Annotated in this window: 23 protein-coding genes and 1 riboswitch; of the genes, 13 read left to right on the top strand and 10 right to left on the bottom strand. The window is 69.4% G+C overall.

The genetic code is table 11. From position 1 onward, the window contains the following. Nucleotides 1-106 precede the first annotated feature (106 nt). A complete protein-coding gene (locus CQ042_RS19485; protein WP_105672099.1) occupies nt 107-514 on the top strand; it encodes a VOC family protein in 408 nt (135 codons plus the stop codon). 9 nt (nt 515-523) lie between these two features. Here the strand turns inward: CQ042_RS19485 and CQ042_RS19480 are convergent, their stop codons facing one another. From CQ042_RS19480 to CQ042_RS19455, 6 genes are all read right to left on the bottom strand, one after another. Next, nucleotides 524-898: a VOC family protein gene (locus CQ042_RS19480; protein WP_105672098.1), complete on the bottom strand. Its 375-nt coding sequence runs from the start codon at nt 896-898 to the stop codon at nt 524-526. Nucleotides 899-1,013: 115 nt separating this feature from the next. Further along, complete coding sequence (locus CQ042_RS19475; RefSeq protein WP_374954480.1) at nt 1,014-1,670, bottom strand: response regulator; 657 nt, start codon at nt 1,668-1,670, stop codon at nt 1,014-1,016. Then, complete coding sequence (locus CQ042_RS19470; RefSeq protein ID WP_105672097.1) at nt 1,664-2,872, bottom strand: sensor histidine kinase; 1,209 nt, start codon at nt 2,870-2,872, stop codon at nt 1,664-1,666. The genes CQ042_RS19475 and CQ042_RS19470 overlap by 7 nt, the downstream gene beginning before the upstream one ends. A gap of 28 nt (nt 2,873-2,900) precedes the next feature. Beyond that, entirely contained in the window at nt 2,901-3,656 is a 756-nt protein-coding gene (locus tag CQ042_RS19465) for an ABC transporter permease (protein ID WP_105672096.1), read from the bottom strand. Between the two features lies 1 nt (nt 3,657). Continuing rightward, complete coding sequence (locus CQ042_RS19460; RefSeq protein ID WP_105672095.1) at nt 3,658-4,638, bottom strand: ABC transporter ATP-binding protein; 981 nt, start codon at nt 4,636-4,638, stop codon at nt 3,658-3,660. Between the two features lie 187 nt (nt 4,639-4,825). Further along, on the bottom strand, nt 4,826-6,697 hold the full coding sequence (locus CQ042_RS19455; RefSeq protein ID WP_105672094.1) for an FAD-dependent monooxygenase: 1,872 nt from the start codon (nt 6,695-6,697) through the stop codon (nt 4,826-4,828). A 164-nt stretch (nt 6,698-6,861) separates the two neighbouring features. Between CQ042_RS19455 and CQ042_RS19450 the strand changes: the two genes are divergently transcribed. Further along, entirely contained in the window at nt 6,862-7,572 is a 711-nt protein-coding gene (locus CQ042_RS19450) for an IclR family transcriptional regulator (RefSeq protein ID WP_105672093.1), read from the top strand. Between the two features lie 109 nt (nt 7,573-7,681). Here CQ042_RS19450 and CQ042_RS19445 read toward each other — a convergent pair whose 3' ends face one another. Continuing rightward, the gene (locus CQ042_RS19445; protein ID WP_105672092.1) at nt 7,682-9,061 is read right to left on the bottom strand and encodes an MFS transporter; all 1,380 of its coding nucleotides are present in this window, start codon (nt 9,059-9,061) and stop codon (nt 7,682-7,684) included. A gap of 153 nt (nt 9,062-9,214) precedes the next feature. Between CQ042_RS19445 and CQ042_RS19440 the strand changes: the two genes are divergently transcribed. The 6 genes from CQ042_RS19440 (at nt 9,215) to CQ042_RS19415 (ending at nt 15,726) form a co-directional block, all read left to right on the top strand. Then, nucleotides 9,215-10,699, top strand: coding sequence for a fumarylacetoacetate hydrolase family protein (locus CQ042_RS19440; protein ID WP_105672091.1), 1,485 nt, complete (start codon nt 9,215-9,217; stop codon nt 10,697-10,699). After that, nucleotides 10,696-11,394 carry a GntR family transcriptional regulator gene (locus CQ042_RS19435; protein ID WP_105672090.1) on the top strand — a complete coding sequence of 233 codons (699 nt, stop codon included), beginning with the start codon at nt 10,696-10,698 and terminating at the stop codon, nt 11,392-11,394. The genes CQ042_RS19440 and CQ042_RS19435 overlap by 4 nt, the downstream gene beginning before the upstream one ends. After that, entirely contained in the window at nt 11,391-12,890 is a 1,500-nt protein-coding gene (gene hpaE, locus CQ042_RS19430; RefSeq protein WP_105672089.1) for a 5-carboxymethyl-2-hydroxymuconate semialdehyde dehydrogenase, read from the top strand. The genes CQ042_RS19435 and hpaE overlap by 4 nt, the downstream gene beginning before the upstream one ends. Before the next feature lie 92 nt (nt 12,891-12,982). Continuing rightward, nucleotides 12,983-14,146, top strand: a complete 1,164-nt coding sequence (hpaD, locus tag CQ042_RS19425) for a 3,4-dihydroxyphenylacetate 2,3-dioxygenase (protein WP_105672088.1) — start codon at nt 12,983-12,985, stop codon at nt 14,144-14,146. A 9-nt stretch (nt 14,147-14,155) separates the two neighbouring features. Further along, nucleotides 14,156-14,941: a fumarylacetoacetate hydrolase family protein gene (locus tag CQ042_RS19420; RefSeq protein ID WP_105672087.1), complete on the top strand. Its 786-nt coding sequence runs from the start codon at nt 14,156-14,158 to the stop codon at nt 14,939-14,941. After that, nucleotides 14,926-15,726 carry an HpcH/HpaI aldolase/citrate lyase family protein gene (locus CQ042_RS19415; RefSeq protein WP_105672086.1) on the top strand — a complete coding sequence of 267 codons (801 nt, stop codon included), beginning with the start codon at nt 14,926-14,928 and terminating at the stop codon, nt 15,724-15,726. Before CQ042_RS19420 ends, CQ042_RS19415 begins: the two co-directional genes overlap by 16 nt. Here CQ042_RS19415 and CQ042_RS19410 read toward each other — a convergent pair. Continuing rightward, complete coding sequence (locus CQ042_RS19410) at nt 15,720-15,926, bottom strand: hypothetical protein (RefSeq protein ID WP_105672085.1); 207 nt, start codon at nt 15,924-15,926, stop codon at nt 15,720-15,722. The two genes, CQ042_RS19415 and CQ042_RS19410, sit on opposite strands and share 7 nt — an antisense overlap. 24 nt (nt 15,927-15,950) lie before the next feature. On the opposite strand from CQ042_RS19410, the gene CQ042_RS19405 reads away from it, so the two are divergent. The 3 genes from CQ042_RS19405 to CQ042_RS19395 are packed head-to-tail and all read left to right on the top strand — an operon-like array spanning nt 15,951 to nt 18,402. Continuing rightward, complete coding sequence (locus tag CQ042_RS19405; protein WP_105672084.1) at nt 15,951-16,673, top strand: DUF6882 domain-containing protein; 723 nt, start codon at nt 15,951-15,953, stop codon at nt 16,671-16,673. Between the two features lie 31 nt (nt 16,674-16,704). After that, the gene (locus CQ042_RS19400) at nt 16,705-17,793 is read left to right on the top strand and encodes an N-formylglutamate amidohydrolase (RefSeq protein WP_105672083.1); all 1,089 of its coding nucleotides are present in this window, start codon (nt 16,705-16,707) and stop codon (nt 17,791-17,793) included. Nucleotides 17,794-17,838: 45 nt separating this feature from the next. Beyond that, nucleotides 17,839-18,402, top strand: a complete 564-nt coding sequence (locus tag CQ042_RS19395; RefSeq protein ID WP_105672082.1) for a phage holin family protein — start codon at nt 17,839-17,841, stop codon at nt 18,400-18,402. An 87-nt stretch (nt 18,403-18,489) separates the two neighbouring features. Here CQ042_RS19395 and CQ042_RS19390 read toward each other — a convergent pair whose 3' ends face one another. Together CQ042_RS19390 and glyA are read right to left on the bottom strand one after the other, a co-directional pair. After that, nucleotides 18,490-19,368, bottom strand: a complete 879-nt coding sequence (locus CQ042_RS19390; protein WP_105672081.1) for a bifunctional methylenetetrahydrofolate dehydrogenase/methenyltetrahydrofolate cyclohydrolase — start codon at nt 19,366-19,368, stop codon at nt 18,490-18,492. A gap of 174 nt (nt 19,369-19,542) precedes the next feature. Continuing rightward, nucleotides 19,543-20,817: a serine hydroxymethyltransferase gene (gene glyA, locus CQ042_RS19385; protein WP_105672080.1), complete on the bottom strand. Its 1,275-nt coding sequence runs from the start codon at nt 20,815-20,817 to the stop codon at nt 19,543-19,545. Between the two features lie 37 nt (nt 20,818-20,854). Beyond that, a riboswitch (ZMP/ZTP riboswitch) is annotated at nt 20,855-20,939 on the bottom strand. A gap of 108 nt (nt 20,940-21,047) precedes the next feature. On the opposite strand from glyA, the gene CQ042_RS19380 reads away from it, so the two are divergent. Together CQ042_RS19380 and nagA are read left to right on the top strand one after the other, a co-directional pair. Further along, nucleotides 21,048-22,559, top strand: coding sequence for a family 20 glycosylhydrolase (locus CQ042_RS19380; RefSeq protein ID WP_105672079.1), 1,512 nt, complete (start codon nt 21,048-21,050; stop codon nt 22,557-22,559). Beyond that, nucleotides 22,556-23,728, top strand: coding sequence for an N-acetylglucosamine-6-phosphate deacetylase (gene nagA / locus CQ042_RS19375; protein ID WP_105672078.1), 1,173 nt, complete (start codon nt 22,556-22,558; stop codon nt 23,726-23,728). The genes CQ042_RS19380 and nagA overlap by 4 nt, the downstream gene beginning before the upstream one ends. The last annotated feature ends 155 nt before the right edge of the window (nt 23,729-23,883 follow it).

The raw sequence follows: 23,883 nt of genomic DNA, 5'->3' as shown, positions 1-23,883 counted from the left end.
AGCCGAGGCGACGTCGCCGATGCAGAACGACCAGGCGTGAGCCGTGCTCGATCGCCTCGCGCCTCTCCCCTCGCACCTCTCACCTCGGACCTGACAGACTCGGAAGATGCCAGGTCTCCATCACGTCGAACTCTGGATCACCGACCTCGATGCGGTGCGAGCGGAGTGGAGTTGGGTGCTCAGCCGTCTGGGTTACACGCTCGACAGCGAGTGGTCCGGCGGGGCGTCGTGGACGGTGGGCGGCACGTATCTCACTTTCACGACCTCACCGAACCTGTCAGACGCCGTGCACGATCGCCGACGCGCCGGGCTCAACCACCTCGCATTCCACGGCGGCGAGCGCGCCGCCGTCGACGCGATCATGGCCGAGGCACCAGCCCACGGCTGGCATCCGCTCTATGCGGACCGCTACCCGCATGCCGGCGGCGAGCAGCACTATGCCGGTTGGCTCGAGAACGCCGCAGGATTCAAGCTCGAGATCGTCGCCGACCCGGAGCCCGAGACGACCCCCTGAAACCGAGCGCTACGCCCCGTAGTCCGGCAATTCCTGTAGCGTCCACGAGTTGCCGTCCGGATCGTCGAACGAGACGAATCGTCCCCAGTCCAGATCCTGCACCCCGCGCGCCTCCACACCCACACCCTTCAGGTGAGCCAGCGCCTCATCGGCATCCGGCACGACGACCTGGATCGTGTTCTGCTTCCCCGGCTCGAGGTCGATGCCCAGCCCGGTGCCGAACGCGATCGAGCAGGCGGAGCCCGGTGGAGTCATCTGCACGAAACGCATGTCGTCGGTGGGCGACTGATCCCAGTCGGCGTGGAAGCCGATCTTCTCGTAGAACTCCTTCGAACGGTCCACATCGGTGACCGGTACGAAGATGAGCTCGATCTTCCAGTCCATCCGTCACTCCTCCTGTCGGGCGCCGTCGCCCGTCGGCGTCCACGGTACGCGCGGCCACCGACCCCCGCCAGAGCAGAATCCGATGTTCCCGTGACGGCGCTCGCCCCGGCCCTCCTCAGATCCATCCCTTGTCGAGTGCGATCCGCACCGCCTGCGCCCGGTTCGAGGCCCCTGTCTTCCCGATCGCCGCGGAGAGGTGGTTGCGCACCGTCCCCGCGGAGAGGAACACTTCCGAGGCGATCGCTGCGGCCGAGCGCCCATCCGCCGCGAGGCGCAGCACCTGCCGTTCCCTGTCGCTCAGAGGGTTGGCGCCGTCGAACAGGCTGTCAGCCGCCAGCACCGGATCCAGCACCCGCAATCCGGAATGCACGCGCCGCACGGCCTCTGCCAGCTGCTCCGCCGGGGTGTCCTTCACGATGAACCCGCCGGCGCCGGCATCCAGCGCGGCGCGCAGATAGCCCGGCCGCGCGAAGGTCGTCACGACGAGGACTCGCGTCTCCCGGCTCGCCTCGCGGATGCGACGCGTCGCCTCGACGCCGTCCATCCCCGGCATCTGGATGTCCATCAGGCACACATCCGGCTGAAGCTCCCCCGCGAGCCGCACCGCTTCGGCGCCGTCGGACGCCAATCCGATCACGGAAAGGTCGTGCTCCAGGTCGAGCAGCGCACCGAGAGCACCCCGCACGAGGGCCTGGTCGTCGGCGATCAGCAGGCGGATCACGGTGTGGATCTCCGGGTGGATCTCCGTGCCGTCGTTCGACGCGCTCACCAGGTCACCTCCACGCGGGTGCCCGAGGCGCCCGCGTGCGCCGCGCCGATCATGAACGCCGCGCCGGCGGCCTCCGCCCGTTCCCGCATGCCGTGGATGCCGTTGCCCTCGACCGCCCGGACCCCCGTGCCGTCATCTTCCACGATCATCCGCCCCGGCGCCAGGACCACGCGAACGGTGCGCGCCTGCGAGTGCCGGAGCACGTTGGTGGTCGCCTCCCGCAGTATCCAGCTCGCGGTGAGCGCCTGCACGGGAGAGAGCGACCCGGGCTCTCCGTCGATCTGCAGGGTGATGTCGGCCGCGCCGAACGAGTCCCGCGACGATGCGAGCTGCTCGACGAGCGTCGTCACGCGCGCTCCCGCCACGCTCGATCTGACCCCGGCGATCGCCTCCGCGGTGAGGCGCTCGATGTCGGCGAGCTCGGTCTTCGCCCGCTCCGGGTCGGAGTCCATGAGCCGGCGGACCAGCTGCGCCTTGAGCCCGACGACCGTGAGCGAATGGCCGATCAGATCATGCACATCGCGCGCGACAGCCTCGCGCCCCTCGCTGGTCGCCAGTTCGAGACCGAGGTGCTCCGCCTCGGCCGAGCGGATGATGAGCCACGTCGACACCGTGTTCACGACGCCGAGCAGCACCACGATCGCGAGAACGGACAGGTTGTCCAATCCGCCGGGGATCAGGAACACGCACAGCGCGGTGATGACGACCGCCGCGACGGTCGTGATCCAGTGCCACAGGCGCGTCAGACCGTAGGAGGCGAACGACATGAGGAACGGCAGGAAGCTGAGAGCCGATCCCCCCTCTGCGGGGATCGAGATCAGCACGCAGCCGATCAGCGCCGCGAACGTGATCCACTGCCGCCGAGACGGCGGACGCCCCAGTCCCCCGCCCCCGCGCATACCGTGTATGAAGCCGGTGACATAGAGCACGACGAATGTGACCAGGGCGAGCCACCCGACGATCACCCAGGTCGGCGGTGCTTCGGAGCGCAGCAGCGTGATCACCGGGTAGATGAGGAACACCAACCAGATCGCGGCCATCATCCAGCCGAACCGCGCCCAAGGATCCCTCCCCGTGGAACGTCGAGCGCTCCGCGCCCCCGGCGCCGACCACGCCGCCGGGGGCGCTCCGAGAGCCGCGGCCCGTGTGGCGTCGCGGGAGGTGCCGGGGTCCCCCGGCACCTCCCGCCTCGAATGCTGCGTCATCCGTCCAACCTACTGTCGCCGCGCGCTGCTACTGCCGCGCCCGCGACCGCTTCATGCCCACCATGACCAGCAGCGCGAAAAGCGCGAGCCAGACGGCGACGTTCAGGAACAGCATCCACATCGGGTCGGTCTGCCCGGTCGTGAGCACGCCGTCGGTGAGCGGCCACCGGCTCAGGGCCACGAACCCGTAGAGGGGCGTGAAGCGGGCGATGTCGAGCATCACCCCGTCGAGCGGCATGAACACGTTGCCGAAGAACGCGAAGAACGTCATCGAGATCGAAGCCAAGGCCGCGGCCGAGTCCGAGCTGAAGAACAGGCCGACGCCGAGGCCGAACAGGCCGTACATCAGGCCGATCCCGAGGATGATCCCCGCGGTCGCCACCCAGCGCCAGGAGTCGTCGACCGACGCCCCGGTCATCATGCCCGCGGCGAACACCGCCACCAGCGCCAGCGCCGCGAAGGCGACGGCCGTCAGCAGCTTGGTCACCGCGTACCCGGCGGTGGTGAGCGGGGTCATCGCGAGCTGGCGGCCCCAGCCCTGCTTCGCCTCGGTCGCAGCGAGCGACGTGAGCGAGCTCATCGCGACCGCCGTGCCGTAGGCGGCCATCGAGGTCATGACGTAGAACGAGACGTTCCCGTGGCCGGCGGAGAGCGAGCCGTATCCCATCCCGGCGCCGAACAGCAGATACATCGCGACCGGCATCGCCAGGGTGAACGCGAGCGTGTAGGGATTGCGCAGCTGGCGGACGCCTTCGATGCGCAGCATGGTGGGTGAGACGAGCATGTCAGTTCTCCGTCAGGGCCGTGAAGGCGGTTTCGAGGGTGGGGGCGGCGATCTCGAGATCGTGAGCGCCGTTGTCGAGGAGGATGCGGGCGACGGTGTCGGAGTCCGCCGCGCGCAGGCTCAGCCGATCCCCGTCCAGCCGCACGGCCACGACGCCCTCGGTCGCGTTCAGAGTCGCCACGAGTGCGGCCGACGTCGATGTCGACCCGAGCGTCGCCGAGATCGTGCGCTCCCCCAGGCTGGCGCGCAGCAGCGCGGTCGGGGCGTCCGCGACGACCGTCCCCCGGTGCATCACCACGGTCCGGCGGGCGAACTGCTCCGCTTCTTCGAGGTAGTGGGTGGCGAAGATGATCGTGCGTCCGGCATCCGCATCGGCGCGCATCACGTCCCAGAAGTGACGGCGAGCGGTGACATCCATCCCCGCGGTCGGCTCGTCGAGCACGAGGATGTCGGGATCGGACACCATCGCCAGCGCGAACTTCACCCGCTGCTGCTCGCCGCCCGAGCACTTCGACACGCGCCGGCGGGCGAGGTGCTCCAGGTCGGCGCGGGCCATCACCTCGTCCGCCCTGCCGAGTGCCTCCGCACCGTACAGCGAGGCGATCAGGCGCACGGTCTCACCCACGGTGAGGTCTCCCAGTAGTCCGCCGGTCTGGAGCACCGCACCGATCGCGCCGCTCGACGTGGCCTGCTCCGGCGTGACGCCGAGCACCTGCACCGTCCCACTGCTGGGCGCCGTGAGCCCGAGCAGCATGTCGAGCGTGGTCGTCTTGCCGGCACCGTTCGGCCCCAGCAGCGCGACGACCTCGCCACGGCGGATCGACAGGTCGACCCCGTCCACGGCCTGGACGCGGCGGTCGCCCGAGCCGAAGTGACGAGTCACGTTGTTCAGCTCGAGCACGACATGGTCATCGATCGGGGCAGCGGATGCCGGTCGCGCGGTGACCCGCGTCGCCGACCCGTCCACAGAGGAGTTGTTCATGCTTCCAGCGTCGCCGGACGACGAGGACGACACCGGAGGGCAGTGTCATGTCCTCGGCATGACACGTGTCATGCCGGAGGACATGTCACGCCCCGGAGGGGAACTCGCCCACAGGACGAAGAGACCTGACCTGAGCTTCCGCCTCAGGAGGAGATCTCCGCCCGACGGCGCGCCTGCCCGGCGGCCGTCAGCGCGCGGGGAGCAGTGCCCCTTCCAGGAACTCCGAGAGCTCGTCCACCGCGTCCAGCGGCAGGATCGCCGCCACGTACTGGTCGGGCCGCACCACGACGACCACGCCGTCGCGAGACAGTTCGCGCGCCGCGAAGATGTCGGTCTCGCACCACTTGCTGGGGCCGGCCGCATAGACCTTCTCCCAGTCGGTGAGTCCGAGCGGCCCCGTCTTCGGCTGGAACAGCGCGGGGGCGGCGGTGACCTCGACCTCCTCGAACGGCTGCGGGTACACGGCCTTGACGTCGAACACCGCATCGACGTCGGCGTCCGCCGGCGTGTAGCGCGCGAACAGGGGCTCGGCCTTCTCCGCCCACACGGCGAGCGCCTCGCCGGTGCGATCGCCGAAGGCGTACACGCGCCAGCGGCCGTCCGCCTTGGCATGGTGCCCGAGGTGGACGACGTTGCCGTCGCCGACGCGCACGACCTCGGCCGACTTGAACCGCTTGCCCAGCGGGTAGCCCACGGCGAGCGCCTGGTGGGCGTCGCTCCCGGTGATCATCGACGGGGTGTACTGCGTCATGAAACCGGAGGGGAACTCGGCCGTGGCGAGGTAGTAGGTCGCCAACTCGTTGGGGTCGGAGATCTCCTCCGGCTTGCGGGCCATCAGGCTCGACCACTCGCGGTCGAAGTCGATCAGCTGCTGTGCCACGGGGCGCCGCTCGGCGCCGTAGGTGGCCAGCAGAGTCTCCGGCGCGCGGCCGGTGAGCACCGACCCGAGCTTCCACCCGAGGTTGAAGCCGTCCTGCATCGAGACGTTCATGCCCTGGCCCGCCTTGGCGCTGTGCGTGTGGCACGCGTCGCCGGTGAGGAACACCCGGGGCGTGCGTCCCGAGCCGTCGACCACGTCGTCGAAACCGTCGGTGACGCGATGACCGACCTCGTAGACGCTGTGCCAGGCGACCTCGCGCACGTCGAGCGTGTACGGGTGCAGGATCTCGTTGGCGCGGCGGATGATCTCCTCGATGGGCGTCTGCCGCACGCGGTGGTCATCGTCGTCGGCGACCTCTCCGAGGTCGATGTACATCCGGCTCAGATAGCCGCCCTCGCGCGGGATGTGCAGGATGTTGCCCGCCTCGGAGTTGATCGCGCACTTGGTGCGCCAGTCGGGGAAATCGGTGTTCACGAGCACGTCCATGACCCCCCAGGCGTGAGCCGAGGATGCGCCGACGTGGGTGCGTCCGATGGCCTGGCGCACGCCGCTGCGGGCGCCGTCGCATCCGGCGACGAACTTCGCACGGACGGTCCGCTCCTCACCGGCGCGTTCCCCGGCGACATACCGGAGCCGCACCTCGACCGGGTACTCCCCCGCGTCGTGGACGGTGAGGCCCAGGAACTCGACGCCGTAGTCGGGCTCGATCCGGCCGGGCCCGTTCGCGGCGGCCTCGGCGAAGTAGTCCAGCACGCGCGCCTGATTCACGATCAGGTGCGGGAACTCGCAGATGTCGTAGGCGTAGTCCGCGGTGCGTGAGGTGCGGACGATCTCGTCACGTCTGTCGGGATTCGGGCCCCAGAAGTTCATCCAGCCGATGTTGTACGCCTCGGCGATGATCCGCTCGGCGAACCCGAACGCCTGGAACGTCTCGACGCTGCGCGGCTGGATGCCGTCGGCCTGGCCGAGCGGGAGGCGACCGTCGCGCTTCTCGATGATGCGGGTGGAGATGCCGGGGTATTGCGCCATCTGTGCGGCGAGCAGCATGCCGGCGGGGCCGGAGCCGACGATGAGCACGTCGATCTCGTCCGGGATGTCGGACGGACGGGCCGCCCCGATGCCGGCGGCGTCCTGCACGCGCGGGTCAGCGGAAACGTAGCCGTGGTGGTGGAACTGCATCGTCGTCGATTCCTTCCGGACTTCTTCGTCGGGTGTCGCTTGTTCGTCGGGTGTCGCTTACCGGGTCTTGCATCGCGAACCAGCGTGTTCTATATTCGAACACAAAGTTCTACTATTGAACACACTCTAATCCCCGCCGCCCACGATCGCAAGGGAGCGCCCGCATGCCCGAGAGCACCACCTCCGCCTCCGCTTCGCAGACCCTCAGCCGCGGCATCCGCATCCTCGAGGTGCTGGCCGACGCGCGCGGCCCCCTCTCGATCGACGAGATCGCGACGCGCCTCGGCGTGCATCGCTCGATCGCCTACCGGCTCCTGCGCACGCTCGAGGACCACGGACTCGTCACCCGCGATGCCGCCGGGGCGGTGAGCCTCGGGGCGCGGATGGCGGCACTCGCCGCGGGCGTCGCCCATGACCTGCAGGCCGAGGCGCTCCCCGAGCTCACCGCGATCGCGAACGAGCTCGGCATGACGTGCTTCCTCGCCGTGCTCGACGGCGCCGAGTGCATCACGCTGGCCAGCGTCGAGCCTCGGCACGCGGTCGCGAGCGTCGCCCAGCGCCCGGGCGCGCGGCACCCGGTGACGGTCGGCGCCCCCGGCAAGGCGATCCTCGCGCAGCTGCCCATGACGGAATGGCCGGAGGAGCAGCCCGCGTCCCTCGCCGCCGACGTGGACGCCACGCGAACCCGCGGCTACGCGACCAGCCACGACGAGGTCATCCCCACCGTGCAGTCCGTGGCCGCACCGCTCGGCCTTCGCGGTCAGCACCCGGCCGCGATCGCCGTCGTGCACGTGGCGACCGATCTCGACGACTCCCAGATCGCCGCCCGGCTCCAGCGCTCGGCCTCCGTCATCCGCGAGGCTCTCGACGGCTGACTTCGCCCGCCCCCCTCGCGCAGACGAACGCTCCCGCCGCGCTTCCTGCCGCCCTGCGGAGCTGCAGGCGACAGGAAGCACGACGGGAGCGGGGCTCGCTCGGGAGCGATCAGGCCTTCGCGAGCCCGTAGATCGGGCTGACGGACTGCTCCTCCTCGTGATCCGGTCCGAGCGGGATGCCGGAGCGGTCGCGCAGCAGCAGCGTCGCGATCAGGCCGAGCACGGTCATACCTGCGAGATACCAGGTCACGCCCTGCGTCGAACCGGTCGCCTGCACGATGGCCGTGGCGATGGTCGGCGCGAAAGCACCACCGGCGATGGCGCCGATCGCGTACGAGATCGAGACGCCGGAGAAGCGGATGCTGGCGGGGAAGAGCTCGGCGTACAGCGCCGCCTGCGGACCATACGTGAAGCCGAGGCCGATCGTGAGGATCGCGAGTCCGGCGAACAGCAGACCGATCTCCCCCGTGTTGACCAGCGGGAACAGCGAGAACACGCCGACGAGCTGCAGCACCCAGCCGATGATGTACGTCGTGCGGCGGCCGATCCTGTCGCAGACCCATCCGGCGAGCAGCGTGGTGAGCAGCCACGTCACGGCGGAGCCGGCGACCGCCCACAGCACGGCTCCGGGAGCGAGGCCGATCGGCCCCTCCGGGTCGGTGGCGTATCGCTGGATGTACCCGCCGGTCGTCATGTAGCCGACGGCGTTGTTGCCGGCGAACACGAGCGCCGCGATGATCACGAGGAGCAGGTGCTTGCGGAACAGCTGCGCGATCGGCATCCGCGCCTTCTCCTTGCGCTCGGCGAGCTCGGTGAAGACCGGGCTCTCCTCGACCTTGCGGCGCACGTAGTACCCGACGAGGATCAGCACAACGCTGAGCAGGAACGGCACACGCCAGCCCCAGATGGCGAACTGGTCGCCCGGCGCGACCACGGTCATCAGCGCCATCACGCCGGAGGCGAGCAGAAGCCCGAGCGGCACGCCGATCTGCGGCGAGGCGCCGAAGATGCCGCGCTTCCTGCGCGGCGCGTGCTCGACGGCCATCAGCACGGCGCCACCCCACTCCCCACCGGCGGAGATGCCCTGGATGATGCGCAGGAGCACCAGGAGGATGGGCGCCGTGATGCCGATGGTCTCGTACGTGGGCAGGAGACCGATGAGCGCGGTCGCGGCGCCCATCAGGATCAGGGTCCACATCAGCACGGTCTTGCGCCCGAGCTTGTCGCCGTAGTGTCCGGCGAGGAACGCGCCGAGCGGGCGGAAGAGGAAGCTCACACCCACGGTCGCGAAGGCGATGAGCGCGCTGTCGGTTCCGAGTGGGGCGAAGAAGAGCTGCCCGAACACCAACCCGACGGCGGTGGCGTAGATGAAGAAGTCGTACCACTCGACGGTGGTGCCGACGACGGTGGCGAAGACGACGCGACGCCGGTCGGCCGCCGTCGCGATGGTTCCGGTGGGTGTGAACCCATCCTGTGACTGCCCGCTCATGGGGTGTCTCCTTTGGTTGTGACCGCATTGTCACGGCGTGCAGCGGAGTGGATCCGAAGTGCTTGCCGAGGGGTGAACCGATGATATATGATTTCGAATACGACGCACAAGGCGTCTCGCAGGACAACGCAGACGAGCGCAAGGAGGCGCCCCGTGACGGCCCCCATCACCCGCCCCGGCAAGATCATCGCGATCCACCTGAGCTACGCCTCACGCGCCGATCAGCGCGGCAGGCGCCCCGCCTCCCCCTCCTACTTCTTCAAGCCGGCCAGCTCCATCGGCATCTCCGGCGGCACCGTCGAGCGTCCGGCCGGCACGGAGCTGCTGGCCTTCGAAGGCGAGATCGCCCTCGTGATCGGCACCACCGCGCGTCGGGTCCCGCTCGACGAGGCATGGGCGCACGTGGGATCGGTCACCGCCTCGAACGACCTCGGCCTGTACGACCTGCGCGCGAACGACAAGGGCTCGAACGTCCGCTCCAAGGGCGGCGACGGCTACACGCCGCTCGGACCCGATCTGATCGACGCCCGGAGCGTCGACCCCGCCGCCCTTCGCGTGCGCTCCTGGGTCAACGGCGAACTCCGCCAGGACGACACCACGGCCGGGCTCATCTTCCCGCTCGCGCAGCTCGTGGCCGATCTGTCCCAGCACTTCACTCTCGAACCCGGTGATGTCATCCTCACGGGCACACCTGCCGGTTCTTCGGTCATCGTCCCGGGCGACGTCGTCGAGGTCGAGGTGGATGCACCGGACGCCCCGGGCGCCCCGACCTCCGGCCGCCTGGTGACCACCGTGACGCAGGGCGAGGTGCCCTTCGACGGCGAGATCGGCTCCCTCCCCGCCGTGGACGACCTGCAGCGCACCGAGGCATGGGGCTCGCGCGAAGAAGCGGGTCTCCCACCCGTCGAGAAGACGCCGACCCTCTCCCCGGAACTGCGGGCCGCGCTTCTCGAAGCCCCGACGGCCGGGCTCTCGGCTCAGCTCCGCAAGCGCGGACACCACTCGTGCTTCATCGACGGCGTGTCCGTCAACATCCCCGGCAGCAAGATCGTCGGCACCGCGAAGACCTTGCGCTTCGTGCCGTTCCGCGAAGACCTCTTCCCGGCCCACGGCGGCGGATACAACGCGCAGAAGCGCGCGTTCGACGCCGTGGACGACGGTGAGATCATCGTGATCGAAGCCCGAGGAGATGCCACGACCGGCACGCTCGGCGATATCCTCGCCCTCCGCGCGAAGGTCCGCGGCGCGGCCGGTGTCGTCACCGACGGCGGGGTCCGCGACTTCGACGCCGTCGCCGAGATCGGCCTTCCCGTGTTCTCGCAGGGCGCGCACCCCTCGGTGCTCGGCCGCAAGCACGTGCCCTGGGACGTGGATGTCACGATCTCCTGCGGCGGCGCGACCGTGCAGCCGGGCGACGTCATCGTCGGCGACAGCGACGGCGTGATCGTGATCCCGCCGGCGCTGGCCGCCGAGGTCGCAGCGGATGCCGTCGCGCAGGAGATCGAAGACGCCTGGATCGCCGAGCAGGTCGCCGCCGGCCACCCCGTCGACGGATTGTTCCCCCTGAACGCCGAGTGGCGCGCCCGCTATGAGGAGGCCCTCGCGGACCGGAGCGCGGCCGACCGGAGCGCGCGATGACGACGACGGCCGCCAGCAAGTCCGAGGTCGCATACGAGTGGCTCCGCTCCCGCATCACGGGATACATGTTCAGCCCCGGCTACCGTCTGGTGCTCGGATCGATCGCCGAAGACCTGAAGATGAGCGTCGTCCCCGTGCGCGAGGCGATCCGCCGCCTCGAAGCGGAGGGACTCGTGACCTTCGAGCGAAACGTCGGCGCGCGCGTGACACTCGTCGACGAGAGCGAATATGCGCACACGATGCAGACGCTCGGTCTGGTCGAGGGCTGTGCCACCGCACTGTCCGCTCCCCTGCTCGACGAGGCCGCACTCGACGAGGCCGCCCGGATCAACGAGCGCATGGCGCAGATGCTCGACCACCTGGACGCCCACGCCTTCACCGAGCTCAACCGCCAGTTCCACTCGGTGCTGTTCGAGCCGTGCCCCAATCCGCACCTGCTCGACCTCGTGCACCGCGGCTGGTCCCGACTCTCGGGCATCCGCGACACGACCTTCGCGTCGATTCCCGGACGCGCGCAGCACTCGGTCGAGGAGCACACCGAGATCCTCGACCTCATCCGCGCGGGCGCAGACCCGCTCGAGATCGAACTCGCCGCCCGCAACCACCGCTGGCGCACCATGGACGCGTTCCTCGACGCGCTGCACACCCGTTCCGCCCAGACGACTTCCGCACAGACGACCGGAGAAATCTCATGACCGATTCGCGCATCCCCGCCGACCTCCCCGACCACATCCAGCACTACATCGACGGCGCGTTCGTCGACTCCGTCGACGGCGACACCTTCGACGTGCTCGACCCGGTCACCAACCAGACGTACACGACCGCCGCCGCCGGCAAGAAGGCCGACATCGAGCTCGCGGTCGCCGCCGCCACGCGCGCGTTCGACGAGGGACCCTGGCCGCGGATGCTCCCCCGCGAGCGCTCGCGCGTGCTGCACCGGATCGCCGACATCGTGGAGTCCCGCGACGCGCGCCTGGCAGAGCTCGAGTCGTACGACTCCGGTCTGCCGATCACGCAGGCCCTCGGTCAGGCGCGTCGCGCCGCCGAGAACTTCCGCTTCTTCGCGGACCTGATCGTGGCGCAGTCCGACGACGCGTTCAAGGTGCCGGGCCGTCAGATGAACTACGTCAACCGCAAGCCGATCGGCGTCGCCGGCCTCATCACACCGTGGAACACGCCGTTCATGCTCGAGTCGTGGAAGCTCGGCCCCGCGCTCGCGACCGGCAACACCGTCGTGCTCAAGCCCGCAGAGTTCACGCCGCTCTCCGCGTCGCTGTGGGCGGGCATCTTCGAGGAAGCCGGGCTCCCGCAGGGCGTCTTCAACCTCGTCAACGGCCTCGGCGAAGACGCGGGCGATGCGCTCGTGAAGCACCCCGACGTGCCGCTCATCTCGTTCACCGGGGAAAGCTCGACAGGCCAGCTGATCTTCGGCAACGCCGCACCGTTCCTCAAGGGACTCTCGATGGAGCTCGGTGGCAAGTCGCCGGCCGTGGTCTTCGCCGACGCCGACCTCGAAGCCGCGATCGACGCCACGATCTTCGGCGTCTTCTCCCTCAACGGCGAGCGCTGCACCGCCGGATCCCGCATCCTGGTCGAGCGCTCGATCTACGAGGAGTTCGTCGAGCGCTACGCCGCCCAGGCGAAGCGGGTCAAGGTCGGCTATCCGCACGACCCGGCCACCGAGGTCGGTGCGCTCGTGCACCCCGAGCACTACGCCAAGGTCATGAGCTACGTCGAGATCGGCAAGACGGAGGGCCGCCTGGTCGCCGGTGGCGGTCGGCCGGAGGGCTTCGAGGAGGGCAACTTCGTCGCGCCGACCGTGTTCGCCGACGTCTCCCCCGACGCGAGGATCTTCCAGGAGGAGATCTTCGGGCCGGTCGTCGCGATCACGCCGTTCGACTCCGATGAGGAGGCGCTGTCGCTCGCGAACAACACCAAGTACGGTCTCGCCGCCTACATCTGGACGAACGACCTCAAGCGCGCACACAACTTCGCGCAGTCGGTCGAGGCGGGCATGGTGTGGCTGAACAGCAACAACGTGCGCGACCTCCGCACCCCGTTCGGCGGAGTGAAGGCCTCGGGCCTCGGTCATGAGGGCGGCTACCGCTCGATCGACTTCTACACCGACCAGCAGAGCGTGCACATCTCGCTCGCGGCCCACTCCCACAACCCGACCTTCGGCAAGAACTGACCGCATCATCCCGTTCCGGTCGCACTTCCGGTCGCCGCGACGAGCGGAAGCGACAGAGAGTGCGACCGGACCCCTCACGCAAGGACGCTGACATGACACACCGCGAAGACATGACTCTGACCTCCTCCGGATTCTATGTATCCCAGGAGGCGCCGATCCGCTCCGACAACCCCGTTGCGACGCCGAAGAGCACGCCGCCGGACATCCTCCGCTGCGCGTACATGGAGCTCGTCGTCACCGATCTCGCGGCCTCCCGTCAGTTCTACGTCGACATCCTGGGCCTGTACGTGACCGCGGAGGACGACGAGGCGATCTACCTGCGCTCGACCGAGGAGTTCATCCACCACAACCTCGTGCTGCGCAAGGGCGACCTCGCCGCAGTCGCCGCTTTCTCGTACCGCGTCCGCACCCCGGACGACCTCGACCGCGCCGTCGAGTTCTACACCGAGCTCGGCTGCGATGTGCGACGCAACCCGGACGGCTTCGTGAAGGGCATCGGCGACTCGGTGCGCGTGGTCGATCCGCTCGGCTTCCCGTACGAGTTCTTCTACGCCACCGAGCACGTCGAGCGGATGTCGTGGCGCTACGACCTGCACATCCCCGGCGAGCTGGTGCGCCTCGACCACTTCAACCAGGTCACCCCCGACGTGCCGCGGGCGGTGGGGTTCATGCAGGACCTCGGGTTCCGTGTCACCGAGGACATCCAGGACGAGGAGGGCACCGTCTACGCCGCCTGGATGCGCCGCAAGCCCACCGTGCACGACACGGCCATGACCGGCGGCGACGGGCCCCGCATGCACCACGTCTGCTTCGCGACGCACGAGAAGCACAACATCCTCGCGATCTGCGACAAGCTCGGAGCTCTCCGTCGCTCGGACTCCATCGAGCGCGGCCCCGGCCGCCACGGCGTCTCGAACGCCTTCTATCTCTACCTGCGCGACCCCGACGGTCACCGCGTCGAGGTGTACACGCAGGATTACTACACGGGCGACCCCGACAACCCGGTCGTCACGTGGGACGTGCACGACAACCAGCGCCGTGACTGGTGGGGCAACCCGGTGGTCCCCTCCTGGTACACCGATGCGTCGCTCGTGCTCGACCTCGACGGCAACCCGCAGCCGGTCGTCGCCCGTACCGACTCCAGCGAGATGGCTGTGACCATCGGCGCCGACGGGTTCTCGTACACGCGCGCCGACGACGACAAGGCCATGCCCGAGTACAAGCAGGGCGAGTACAAGCTGGGCCACCAGCTCTAGGAGGCACGGATGCTGTCAGCAGACACGATCACGCAGATCGCGGCGGAACTCGCCGAGGCCGACCGCACGCACGCGGTGATCCCGCGCATCACAGCGCGGTACCCGGAGGCGACGGTCGAGGACTCGTATGCGATCCAGGGGGTCTGGCGCGACTCGCAGATCGCCGTCGGTCGCCGGCTCATCGGCCGGAAGATCGGTCTGACGTCGAAGGCGATGCAGCAGGCGACGGGCATCACCGAGCCGGACTACGGTGTGATGTTCGATGACACCGTCTACGAATCCGGCGCGGAGATCCCGGTCGATCACTTCTCGAACGTCCGCATCGAGGTCGAGCTGGCGTTCGTGCTCAAGGAGCCGCTCGAAGGGCCGGACTGCACGCTCGAGGATGCCCTCGCGGCGATCGACTACGCCGTTCCCGCGCTCGAGGTGCTGAACTCGCACATCGAGCTCGAAGGGCGGACGATCGTCGACACCATCAGTGACAATGCCGCGTACGGTGCGATGGTGCTGGGCACCGTGCGCAAGCGCCCCGACGAGATCGACCTGCGCTGGGTTCCGGGTGTCCTCTCCCGCAACGGCGAGATCGAGGAGACCGGCGTCGCCGCCGGAGTGCTCGGGCACCCGGCGACCGGAGTCGCGTGGCTGGCGAACAAGTTCCATCAGCACGGCGCGCGTCTCGAAGCCGGGGAGATCATCCTGGCAGGATCGTTCACGCGCCCGATGTGGGTGTCGCGTGGCGATGATGTGCTGTGCGATTACGGACCGATGGGAACAATCGCATGCCGCTTCGTCTAGCCCCCTCCTTCCGCGAGCAGCTCGCGGACTCCGATCGCCCGTTCGTGGGCATGTGGGTCTGCTCCGGCAGCCCGCTGCTCGCTGAGGTCGCCGCGGGGTCGGGACTCGACTGGCTGCTGATCGACATGGAGCACTCGGCGAACACGCTCGAGTCCGTGCTGCAGCAGCTGCAGGCCGTCGCCGCCTATCCGATCGCCCCGCTCGTGCGGGTGCCGTCGAATGACGCCGTCGCGATCAAGCAGATCCTCGACCTCGGCGCACAGAACCTGATCGTGCCGATGGTGTCGTCGGCCGACGAGGCGCGCGCGGCCGTCGCCGCCACCCGCTACCCCCCGCAGGGCGTGCGCGGAGTGGGAAGCGCCCTGGCGCGCAGCGCCCGATGGAACCGCGTCGACAGCTACCTGCAGGAATCTGCACGGCACACCTCGCTCACGGTGCAGATCGAGACGGCCGCGGGCGTCGAGGCCGCGGCCGACATCGCCGCGGTCGACGGTGTCGATGCGGTGTTCGTCGGTCCGTCCGACCTGTCCGCGTCGATGGGGCTGCTGGGCCAGCAGACCCATCCCGAGGTCACGGCCGCCGTCGAGGAAGTCTTCGCCGCGGTCAAGGCTGCGGGCAAGGCCGTCGGCGTGAACGCGTTCGATCCCTCCGCGGCAGACGCCTATCTCGCCGCCGGCGCGGACTTCGTGGCCGTCGGGGCGGATGTCGCGCTGCTCGCGCGAGCATCCGAAGCTCTGGCTGCGCGCTTCATCCGCGCCGACGGAATCTCCCGCGCCAGCTACTGATCTTCCGAATCGCGCAACGGGCTGCATCCGGCCGTGGGAAGCGACCATTTGCGCGATTGGTTCTTCCTTGCACGCGCGATCACCTTGATCGTCGGGTCGATGTCGTCGATCGCCCTGGTCACGTTGCTGGCGCCGAGCGTGTGGCGGATGGGCCGTCCGGAAGCAGCGTCGACGGTCTCCGCCTGAACTAGCGGATTCATAGCATTTCCCGCGAGACTGTGGACATGACCTTCGCCGCGCTCCAGCCCCTCGCCGACCGTGCCGCCCTGTTCGTCGCACTCCGACAGGACGCCCTCTCCGCTGCCGCCGACGCTCTCGGCGAGCACCGCTGGGACGCCGACATGGCCGCGGGCACTCTCACCTTCACCGCGAACGCCGACCCGTCGCGGCAGCTCGTCACCCGCGCGCACCTGATCGCCACGATCGCGCCGGGGCCCCGCTCGCTGCTGTGGGCCTGGGCGCACCCGAGCGGTGACCCGCAGGGCGTCGCGGCGCAGCTGCGGGCCTATGGCAACGAGCACGGCATCGCCGAGCTGACCACGTCCGAGGTGCCGTTCCCGGTGGAGGCGGCGGCAGACGACGAATGGATCGCGCAGGCCGCGCACACCGTCGGCGGCGTCGCCGTCGAGCTCACCGGCCGCTCCCCCTACTACTCCGCACCCGTCGGCAACGGCACGCGTGCAGTGTTCCTGCTCGATGCTCCGCTCGCCGCCCTCACGGTCGCTGATGCGGTCGTCGCACTGCCCCGAGTGCTCTCCGGCACGGCCCTCGTCGATGCACGCACGGCCGTGTGGGACCTCGCGCGCCTCGCCGGATGGACCCTCACCTGGACCGACGAGGCGTTCTCGGGCGCCACGGTGTCGGATGCCTCCGGCTCGGCCACATTCCGTTTCGACGAGCAGGCGCGCATCAGCGGCATCGAGAGCACGCTGCACGCCCAGGGGTGACCGTATCGAGGCCCGCCATTAGCATGAGCGCATGAGCGACCTCGATCTCATCCCCGCTGGGCGCACTTTCACCGCGCAGGAGATCACGGCCTACGCCGACAGCGAGCATCGCACGCTCGACGAGGCGATCGCCGAGGCCGATGTGCTGGTGAGCTGTCCGCACGCCGGGGCCCGCATCCCGGAGGAGCTGGTGCCGTTCCTCTCCCCCGCGTTGACCAGGCGGCTGCAGTACGACTTCACCGACGTCGCCACCGCCGCGATCGTGCGGGAGTGGGCGCGCAATGACCGCCGCATCGTCGCCGTCATCAACCCGCACCCGCGTCTGGTGCGCGATCCCAACCGTGCACGCCCCGTGGACATCGCCGGCGACCTGACCGCGGCCATCGAGCGCACCCGCGCGGCCGGCCCCTGGCAGAGGGTCGATCTCTCGGGTGTGGATGCGATCCGCCCCGTGACGTTCTCGTTCTTCCCGATCCTCGAGGTCCCCACCGACGACGCCGAGCTCGATCGCCTCGTGCGCACCTTCGTCGAGGTCGGCGAGCGCGGGCTCGGTGTCTACGAGCGCACCAGGGACGAGCTCACCGAGCGTTTCGTGGCTGAGAAGCTCCGCACCGGCGGGCGGTTCACCCGGCTGTCGTTCCACGACACCATGAACACCACGACGACGCGCGAGGGCGCGGTCGATGTCCTGCGCGCTCCGGAGGATCGACTCCCCGCCGTCGTGGCACTCTCCAACCGCGGTGACGCCCGCGGCGATCAGCGCGATCCCGCCGATCCGCCGACGATGGATCCGGAAAGACTTCGCGCACTCGCCGACGTCCACCGTGCAGGCTTCCGCGTCGAGCAGCCCGATGCCGTGGCGCTGAACACGCCCTATCTGGGCAGCCAGGAGATCCGCGCCGCCGGTGCTCGATTCCGCGAACTCGCCGATCCGGCCGCCGAAGCCGCGCTCGAACTCGACGCCGTGCAGGCCGAGTTCCTGCGCGAGTACCTTCTCGGCGCGGACGCCGTCGACGAGCTGCATCGCCCGGGAACGGACTGGATCCACGAAGACCCCACCCACGTGCGCGAGGTCGCCACGGCGTGCCGACGTGCATGGGATCTGTATCGGGCGCTCTGAGTCCTCGTACTCGACCCTCCTTCGGTGATGTGGGATTCTGGTCGCATGAAGAACGGAATCGTGCGGTTCGTCGCGCTCTACGCGTTCAACGTCGCCGTCCTCTTGGTGATCGGGCTGCTGCTGCCCGGCGTCTCGGTCGGGTGGAACGCGCTGTGGGCCTCGGTCGTGCTGACCCTCGCCGCGCTTTTCGTGAAGCCGCTGCTGGCCGGTGCGTTCCGCAGATCGGCGGCGAAGTCGGCCGCCGATCGCACGAAGACCGGCGAGAAGGTCGTGCAGTACGTGCTCGTGTATCTCGTCGAGCTCGTCATCTGGGTGCTCACGGTGTGGCTCAGCGGCGTGCGCGCATCCGGTTTCTGGGCGTTCGTGCTGCCGCCGCTGGCACTGCTGTTCGGGTGGATGATCTACGACCAGATCGACGACAGGATGCGTGCCAAGGCCGGCGAGATCTACGACTCCGTGCAGGCCAGGGTGAAGGGCGGCGGGACGAAGACCGCTCCTGCTGCTGCTGCTCCCGCCGCGTCGGAGTCACCGGAGACTCGAGCCGCACGGGATGAGCTCCAGGACGGGCTCACGCCCGAACAGCGCCGCATGCTCGACGAGCTGGGCTGATCCGGGCGCGAGCCGCGGCACACAGGAAAGGCGCCCGTCTCCGAGGGAGACGGGCGCCTTTCGCCTGCAGGTCACAGTGTGCGGTCGTCAGACGAGCCGCTCGGCCGCTTCCACGACGTTCGTCATGAGCAGCGCGACCGTCATCGGGCCGACGCCTCCCGGGTTCGGGGAGAGGTACCCGGCGACGTCGGCGACGTCAGGGGCCACATCGCCGAACACGAGGCTCTTCCCCGTGTCCGGGTCGGTCTCACGCGTCACACCGACATCCAGCACGGCAGCACCGGGCTTGACGTCTTCCGCGCGGATCAGGTGCTTGACGCCTGCCGCGGCGACGATCACGTCCGCCTCGCGCAGATACCGGGGCATGTCGACCGTGCCGGTGTGCGTGAGCGTGACCGTGGCGTTGAGGTCGCGGCGGGTGAGCAGCAGACCGATCGAGCGACCGATCGTGACCCCGCGTCCGACCACGACCACGTGCTTGCCCTTGAGGTCGTAGTCATTGCGCAGCAGCAGCTCGATCACGCCGCGCGGCGTGCACGGCAGCGGGGTGTGGATCGGGCCGTTGACGTTGAGCACCAGCCGCCCGAGGTTCGTCGGGTGCAGACCGTCCGCGTCCTTCGCGGGGTCGATCCGCTCCAGGATCGCGTCGGTGTCGAGGTGCTTCGGCAGCGGCAGCTGCACGATGTAGCCGTGGCACGCGGGGTCGGCGTTGAGCTCGTCGATCAGCGCCTCGACGTCGGCCTGCGTCGCATCCGCCGGCAGCTCGCGCTGGATCGAGTTCATCCCGATCGCCTCTGACTGCCGGTGCTTCATGCCGACGTAGAGCTGGGACGCCGGGTCGGCGCCCACGAGCACCGTGGCGATGCCCGGGGTGATCCCCTTGCTCGTGAGCGCCGCGACGCGTTCCGTCAGCTCGGCCCGGATCGCCGCCGAAGCGGCCTTCCCATCGAGGATCTTCGCAGTCATGTGCTTCTTTCCTTCTTCCTTCCGTGCGTCCAACGTCCCGTCCCGCCCCGACCGCCTCGCCCCGCCGAGTGCACGGCTTCTCGTCGAGTGCACGGCGTGATCGCATCGACAAGCCGTGCGCTCGGCAGCATCTCGTGCACTCGGCGAGAGATGACTGCGCGGTGCACGGAGAAGTTACTGCTGCAGGTCCGGGTAGAGCGGGAACGCGGCGGCGAGAGCGTCGACGCGGGCACGCAGCGACTCGACGTCGGCCCCGGGCAGGAGCGCCAGCGCGATGATGTCGGCCACCTCTGTGAACTCGACGTCGCCGAAGCCGCGGGTCGCGAGCGCCGGCGTGCCGACACGCAGGCCCGACGTCACCATCGGCGGGCGCGGGTCGTTCGGGACGGCGTTGCGGTTGACCGTGATGTGGATGTCGTGCAGCAGGTCCTCGGCCTGCTTGCCGTCGATCTCGGCGTCGCGCAGGTCGACCAGCACCAGGTGCACGTCGGTGCCGCCGGAGCGCACCGCGATGCCGGCATCCTTCACATCCTGCTGCGACAGACGCTCGGCGATCAGCTTCGCCCCGCGCAGCACGCGCTCCTGGCGTTCCTTGAACTCGGGGGTGCCGGCGAGCTTGAACGCCGTCGCCTTCGCGGCGATCACGTGCATGAGCGGGCCGCCCTGCTGGCCGGGGAACACCGCGGTGTTGATCTTCTTGGCGAGCTCGGCGTCGTTGGTGAGGATGAAGCCCGAGCGAGGGCCGCCGATCGTCTTGTGCACGGTCGAGGAGACGACGTGGGCGTGGGGCACCGGGTTCGGGTGCAGGCCTGCAGCCACCAGCCCGGCGAAGTGCGCCATGTCGACCCAGAGGAGGGCACCGACCTCGTCGGCGATCTCGCGGAATGCCGCGAAGTCCATCGTGCGCGGGTAGGCCGACCAGCCGGCGATGATGACCTTCGGCTTGTGCTCGATCGCGAGGCGGCGAACCTCTGCCATGTCGATGGTCGAGGTCTCGGTGTCGACGCCGTAGGCGACGATGTCGTAGAGACGGCCGGAGAAGTTGATCTTCATGCCGTGCGTGAGGTGGCCGCCCTGGTCGAGCGACAGACCCAGCAGCGTGTCGCCGGGGCGGGCGATCGCGTGCAGCACGGCGGCGTTCGCGGACGCGCCGGAGTGCGGCTGGACGTTCGCGAACTCCGCGCCGAACAGGCTCTTCGCCCGCTCGATCGCGAGGGACTCCGCGACGTCGACCTCTTCGCAGCCGCCGTAGTAGCGACGGCCGGGGTAGCCCTCGGCGTACTTGTTCGTGAGCACGGAGCCCTGCGACTGCAGCACCGAGACGGGCACGAAGTTCTCGGACGCGATCATCTCGAGGAAGGTCTGCTGGCGCTTCAGCTCGCGATCCAGGACCTGAGCGATCTCGGGATCGACCTCGGACAGCGGGGCGTTGAAGTAACGGTCGGTCATGACGTGCTCCTTTGACAACGGATTCGAAAGGGGTGTTCCTATCGGCCCAGGCGCGCGGTCGAATTCCGTGGTCAGTCGCTCCCCGGTGGTAGTCCACCCAGACGCCAGTCGCGACGGTTACGAGCATAGCCGATGCGAGGGGCCGCGCAGGCTGCCGTCTCGACGATGGTCGCAGAATCGATTCGACTTCTGCCATTCCGCTGGGCGACGCCGCCAGGTAGGTTTTGTTCATGGTCCTTCCTCATCCTCTTCCGCTCGTTCCCGCGCCCGTGTCCTCCGTCGCACGTGAAGCCCGGATGCCGGTCACCGCGACGACGCGCGTGCTCGGCTCCTCCCCCGCCGCCGCCCAACTGATCGACGCGGTCGAACGCCGCACCGGCATCCGCCTCCCGCTCGTCGAGGACGCACCGGCGGACATCGAGCTGTTCATCGACCAGGACTCCTCCGGACCGGAGGGGTACACGCTCGAGGTCGGCGACCGTGCGGTGATCGTCGGCGCAGACGAGGCCGGACTCTTCTACGGCGTGCAGACGCTGCTGCAGTTGCTGCGGCAGGACGACTCCGGCTGGGCCCTGCTCGGGGCCGATGTCGCGGACTCCCCGCGCTTCCCGCGGCGCGGCGTCATGCTCGACGTGGCGCGACACTTCTTCGGGGTCGACGACGTGAAGAAGTTCATCGACAGCACGAGTGCGCTCAAGTTCAATCACCTGCACCTGCATCTCAGCGATGACCAGGGCTGGCGCGTGCACATCGACTCGTGGCCGCTGCTGACCGAGCTCGCGGCCGCCACCTCGGCGAACGGCGACCCCGGCGGCTTCTACACGAAGGACGACTATCGCGAGATCGTCGCCTACGCGGCCTCCCGGCACATGATCGTGATCCCCGAGATCGACCTACCGGGCCACACGCACGCGATCGGCGTCGCCTACCCGGAACTCGTCGAGGCGCCCGTCATGAACGACAATCTGATCACCGAGTCCGCTCGGCTCGGCCAGCCGTTGCCCGTGGCCGGCCAGAGCTACCTCGGCTGGGGCGTCGGGCATTCCAGCGTCCGCATCCACGAGGAGCGCACCTACGACTTCGTGCGCGACGTCGTCCGGGAGCTGGCCGAGATGACGCCCGGTCCGTACATCCACATCGGCGGTGACGAGTCTCTCGGCACCCCGCAGGCCGACTTCGACCTGTTCGCCGAGCGCGCGACCGCGATCGTCGTCGAAGCAGGCAAGATCCCGGTCGCCTGGCACGAGATGGGCTCCGCCGCCGACATCGCCGAGGGCACGGTCGGGCAGTACTGGGGCAAGACCACCCCCGAGGGCACGCACGCCGAGGAGGCCGTCCACTTCGTCGAGCGCGGAGGCGCCCTCCTCATGTCGGCGGCGAACGTCACCTACCTCGACATGAAGTACTCCGAGGACTTCCCCCTCGGGCTCACGTGGGCCGCGATCATCGACGTCCGCTCGGCCTACGAGTGGGAGCCGACCGCCGTCCTCGACGTACCCGATTCCGCGATCCTCGGTGTCGAGGCACCGATCTGGTCGGAGACGACGCGCACGCTCGGTGAGGTCGAGCAGCTGGTGTTCCCGCGCGCGGCGGCGCAGGCCGAGGTGGCTTGGTCGCCGCGACAGGCTCCGGAGCGCGTGTGGGACTCCTTCCGCGTGCGGGTCGGTGCGCTCGCGCCGCTGTGGAAGGCTGAGGGGATCGATTTCCATCCCGCCGAAGAGATCCCCTGGAGCGCACGTTGAGCACCCACTCCTCCGCGACCGGTTCGCTGGTCATCCACTCCGCCCGGATCGTCGACGGTGGAGAAATCGCAGACGACGGCTGGGTCCGTATCGAGGACGGCGTCGTCACGGCGCGCGGGACGGGAGCGGAGTGGGCTCCGGCCGATGAGGTCGTCGACGCGGCGGCCATCGCCGGTCACGGCGCCCTGCTCACCCCCGGCTTCATCGACATCCACGGGCACGGCGGCGCCGGCGCATCCTTCGATGACGGCGTGGACGCGATCCGCACCGGCCGCGACCTGCACCGCGCGCACGGCACCACCCGTGCCGTGGTGTCGCTCGTGACGGCGCCCGTGGAGTCGCTCGCCCGCAGCGTCGCGATCATCGCCGACCTGACCGAGACGGATCCCGATGTCCTGGGATCGCACCTCGAGGGCCCTTTCCTCGACCCCGGCCACCATGGCGCCCATGAGCCGTCCCTGCTGCGGCATCCGACGGCAGAAGCCGTCGCTCGTCTGCTCGACGCCGGCCGCGGCACGGTACGCCAGGTGACCATCGCCCCCGAGCTCCCCGGAGGGATCGACGCGATCCGACAGATCGTGGCAGCGGGCTCTGCGGCGGCCGTCGGCCACACGGACGCCGACGCCGCGACGGCGGTCGCCGCCTTCGACGCCGGCGCATCGATCCTCACGCATGCCTTCAACGCCATGCCCGGCATCCACCATCGCGCTCCCGGACCGGTGCTCGCCGCTGCGGCCGATCACCGAGTGGTCCTGGAGGCCATCGCCGACAACGTGCATCTCGACCCGCACGTCATCAAGCTCGTGTTCGATTCCGCCCCCGGACGGGTCGCGCTGATCACCGACGCGATGGCTGCGGCGGGGAGCGCCGACGGCCACTACGACCTCGGCGCCGTGAGCGTCACGGTCGACAACGGGGTGGCGAGGGCCGATGACACCGGCTCGATCGCCGGCTCCACCCTCACGCAGGATGTGGCGCTGCACCGCGCGGTGCAGGCGGGTGTACCGCTCGCGGAGGCCGTTCAGGCGCTCACGGAGACTCCGGCGCGCGCGATCGGTCGTGGCGCCGCACTCGGCGGTCTGCGCATCGGCATGCTCGGCGATGCCGTGCTGCTGGATGCGGAACTGCGCGTCGCGCGCGTGTGGTCAGGACCAGCGCTGGTCATCTGACGATCAGCGGGTCGCGCGACGCGCAGCTCTGCGCTCTCCGGTCGTTCAGGTGGTGAGGATGGGAGGCCGCCGTTCCCCAGATCGGCGGCCTCGTCCCCCTCGTGAGATGGGGGGCCGGGCACTCCTCCCCCGAGGTTCCCGACCCACCCGGCCGG

Origin of the sequence: Microbacterium sp. MYb62 (assembly GCF_002979475.1) — a bacterium.
GTDB lineage: Bacteria > Actinomycetota > Actinomycetes > Actinomycetales > Microbacteriaceae > Microbacterium.
This window is presented reverse-complemented; position numbering and strand designations above follow the sequence as displayed.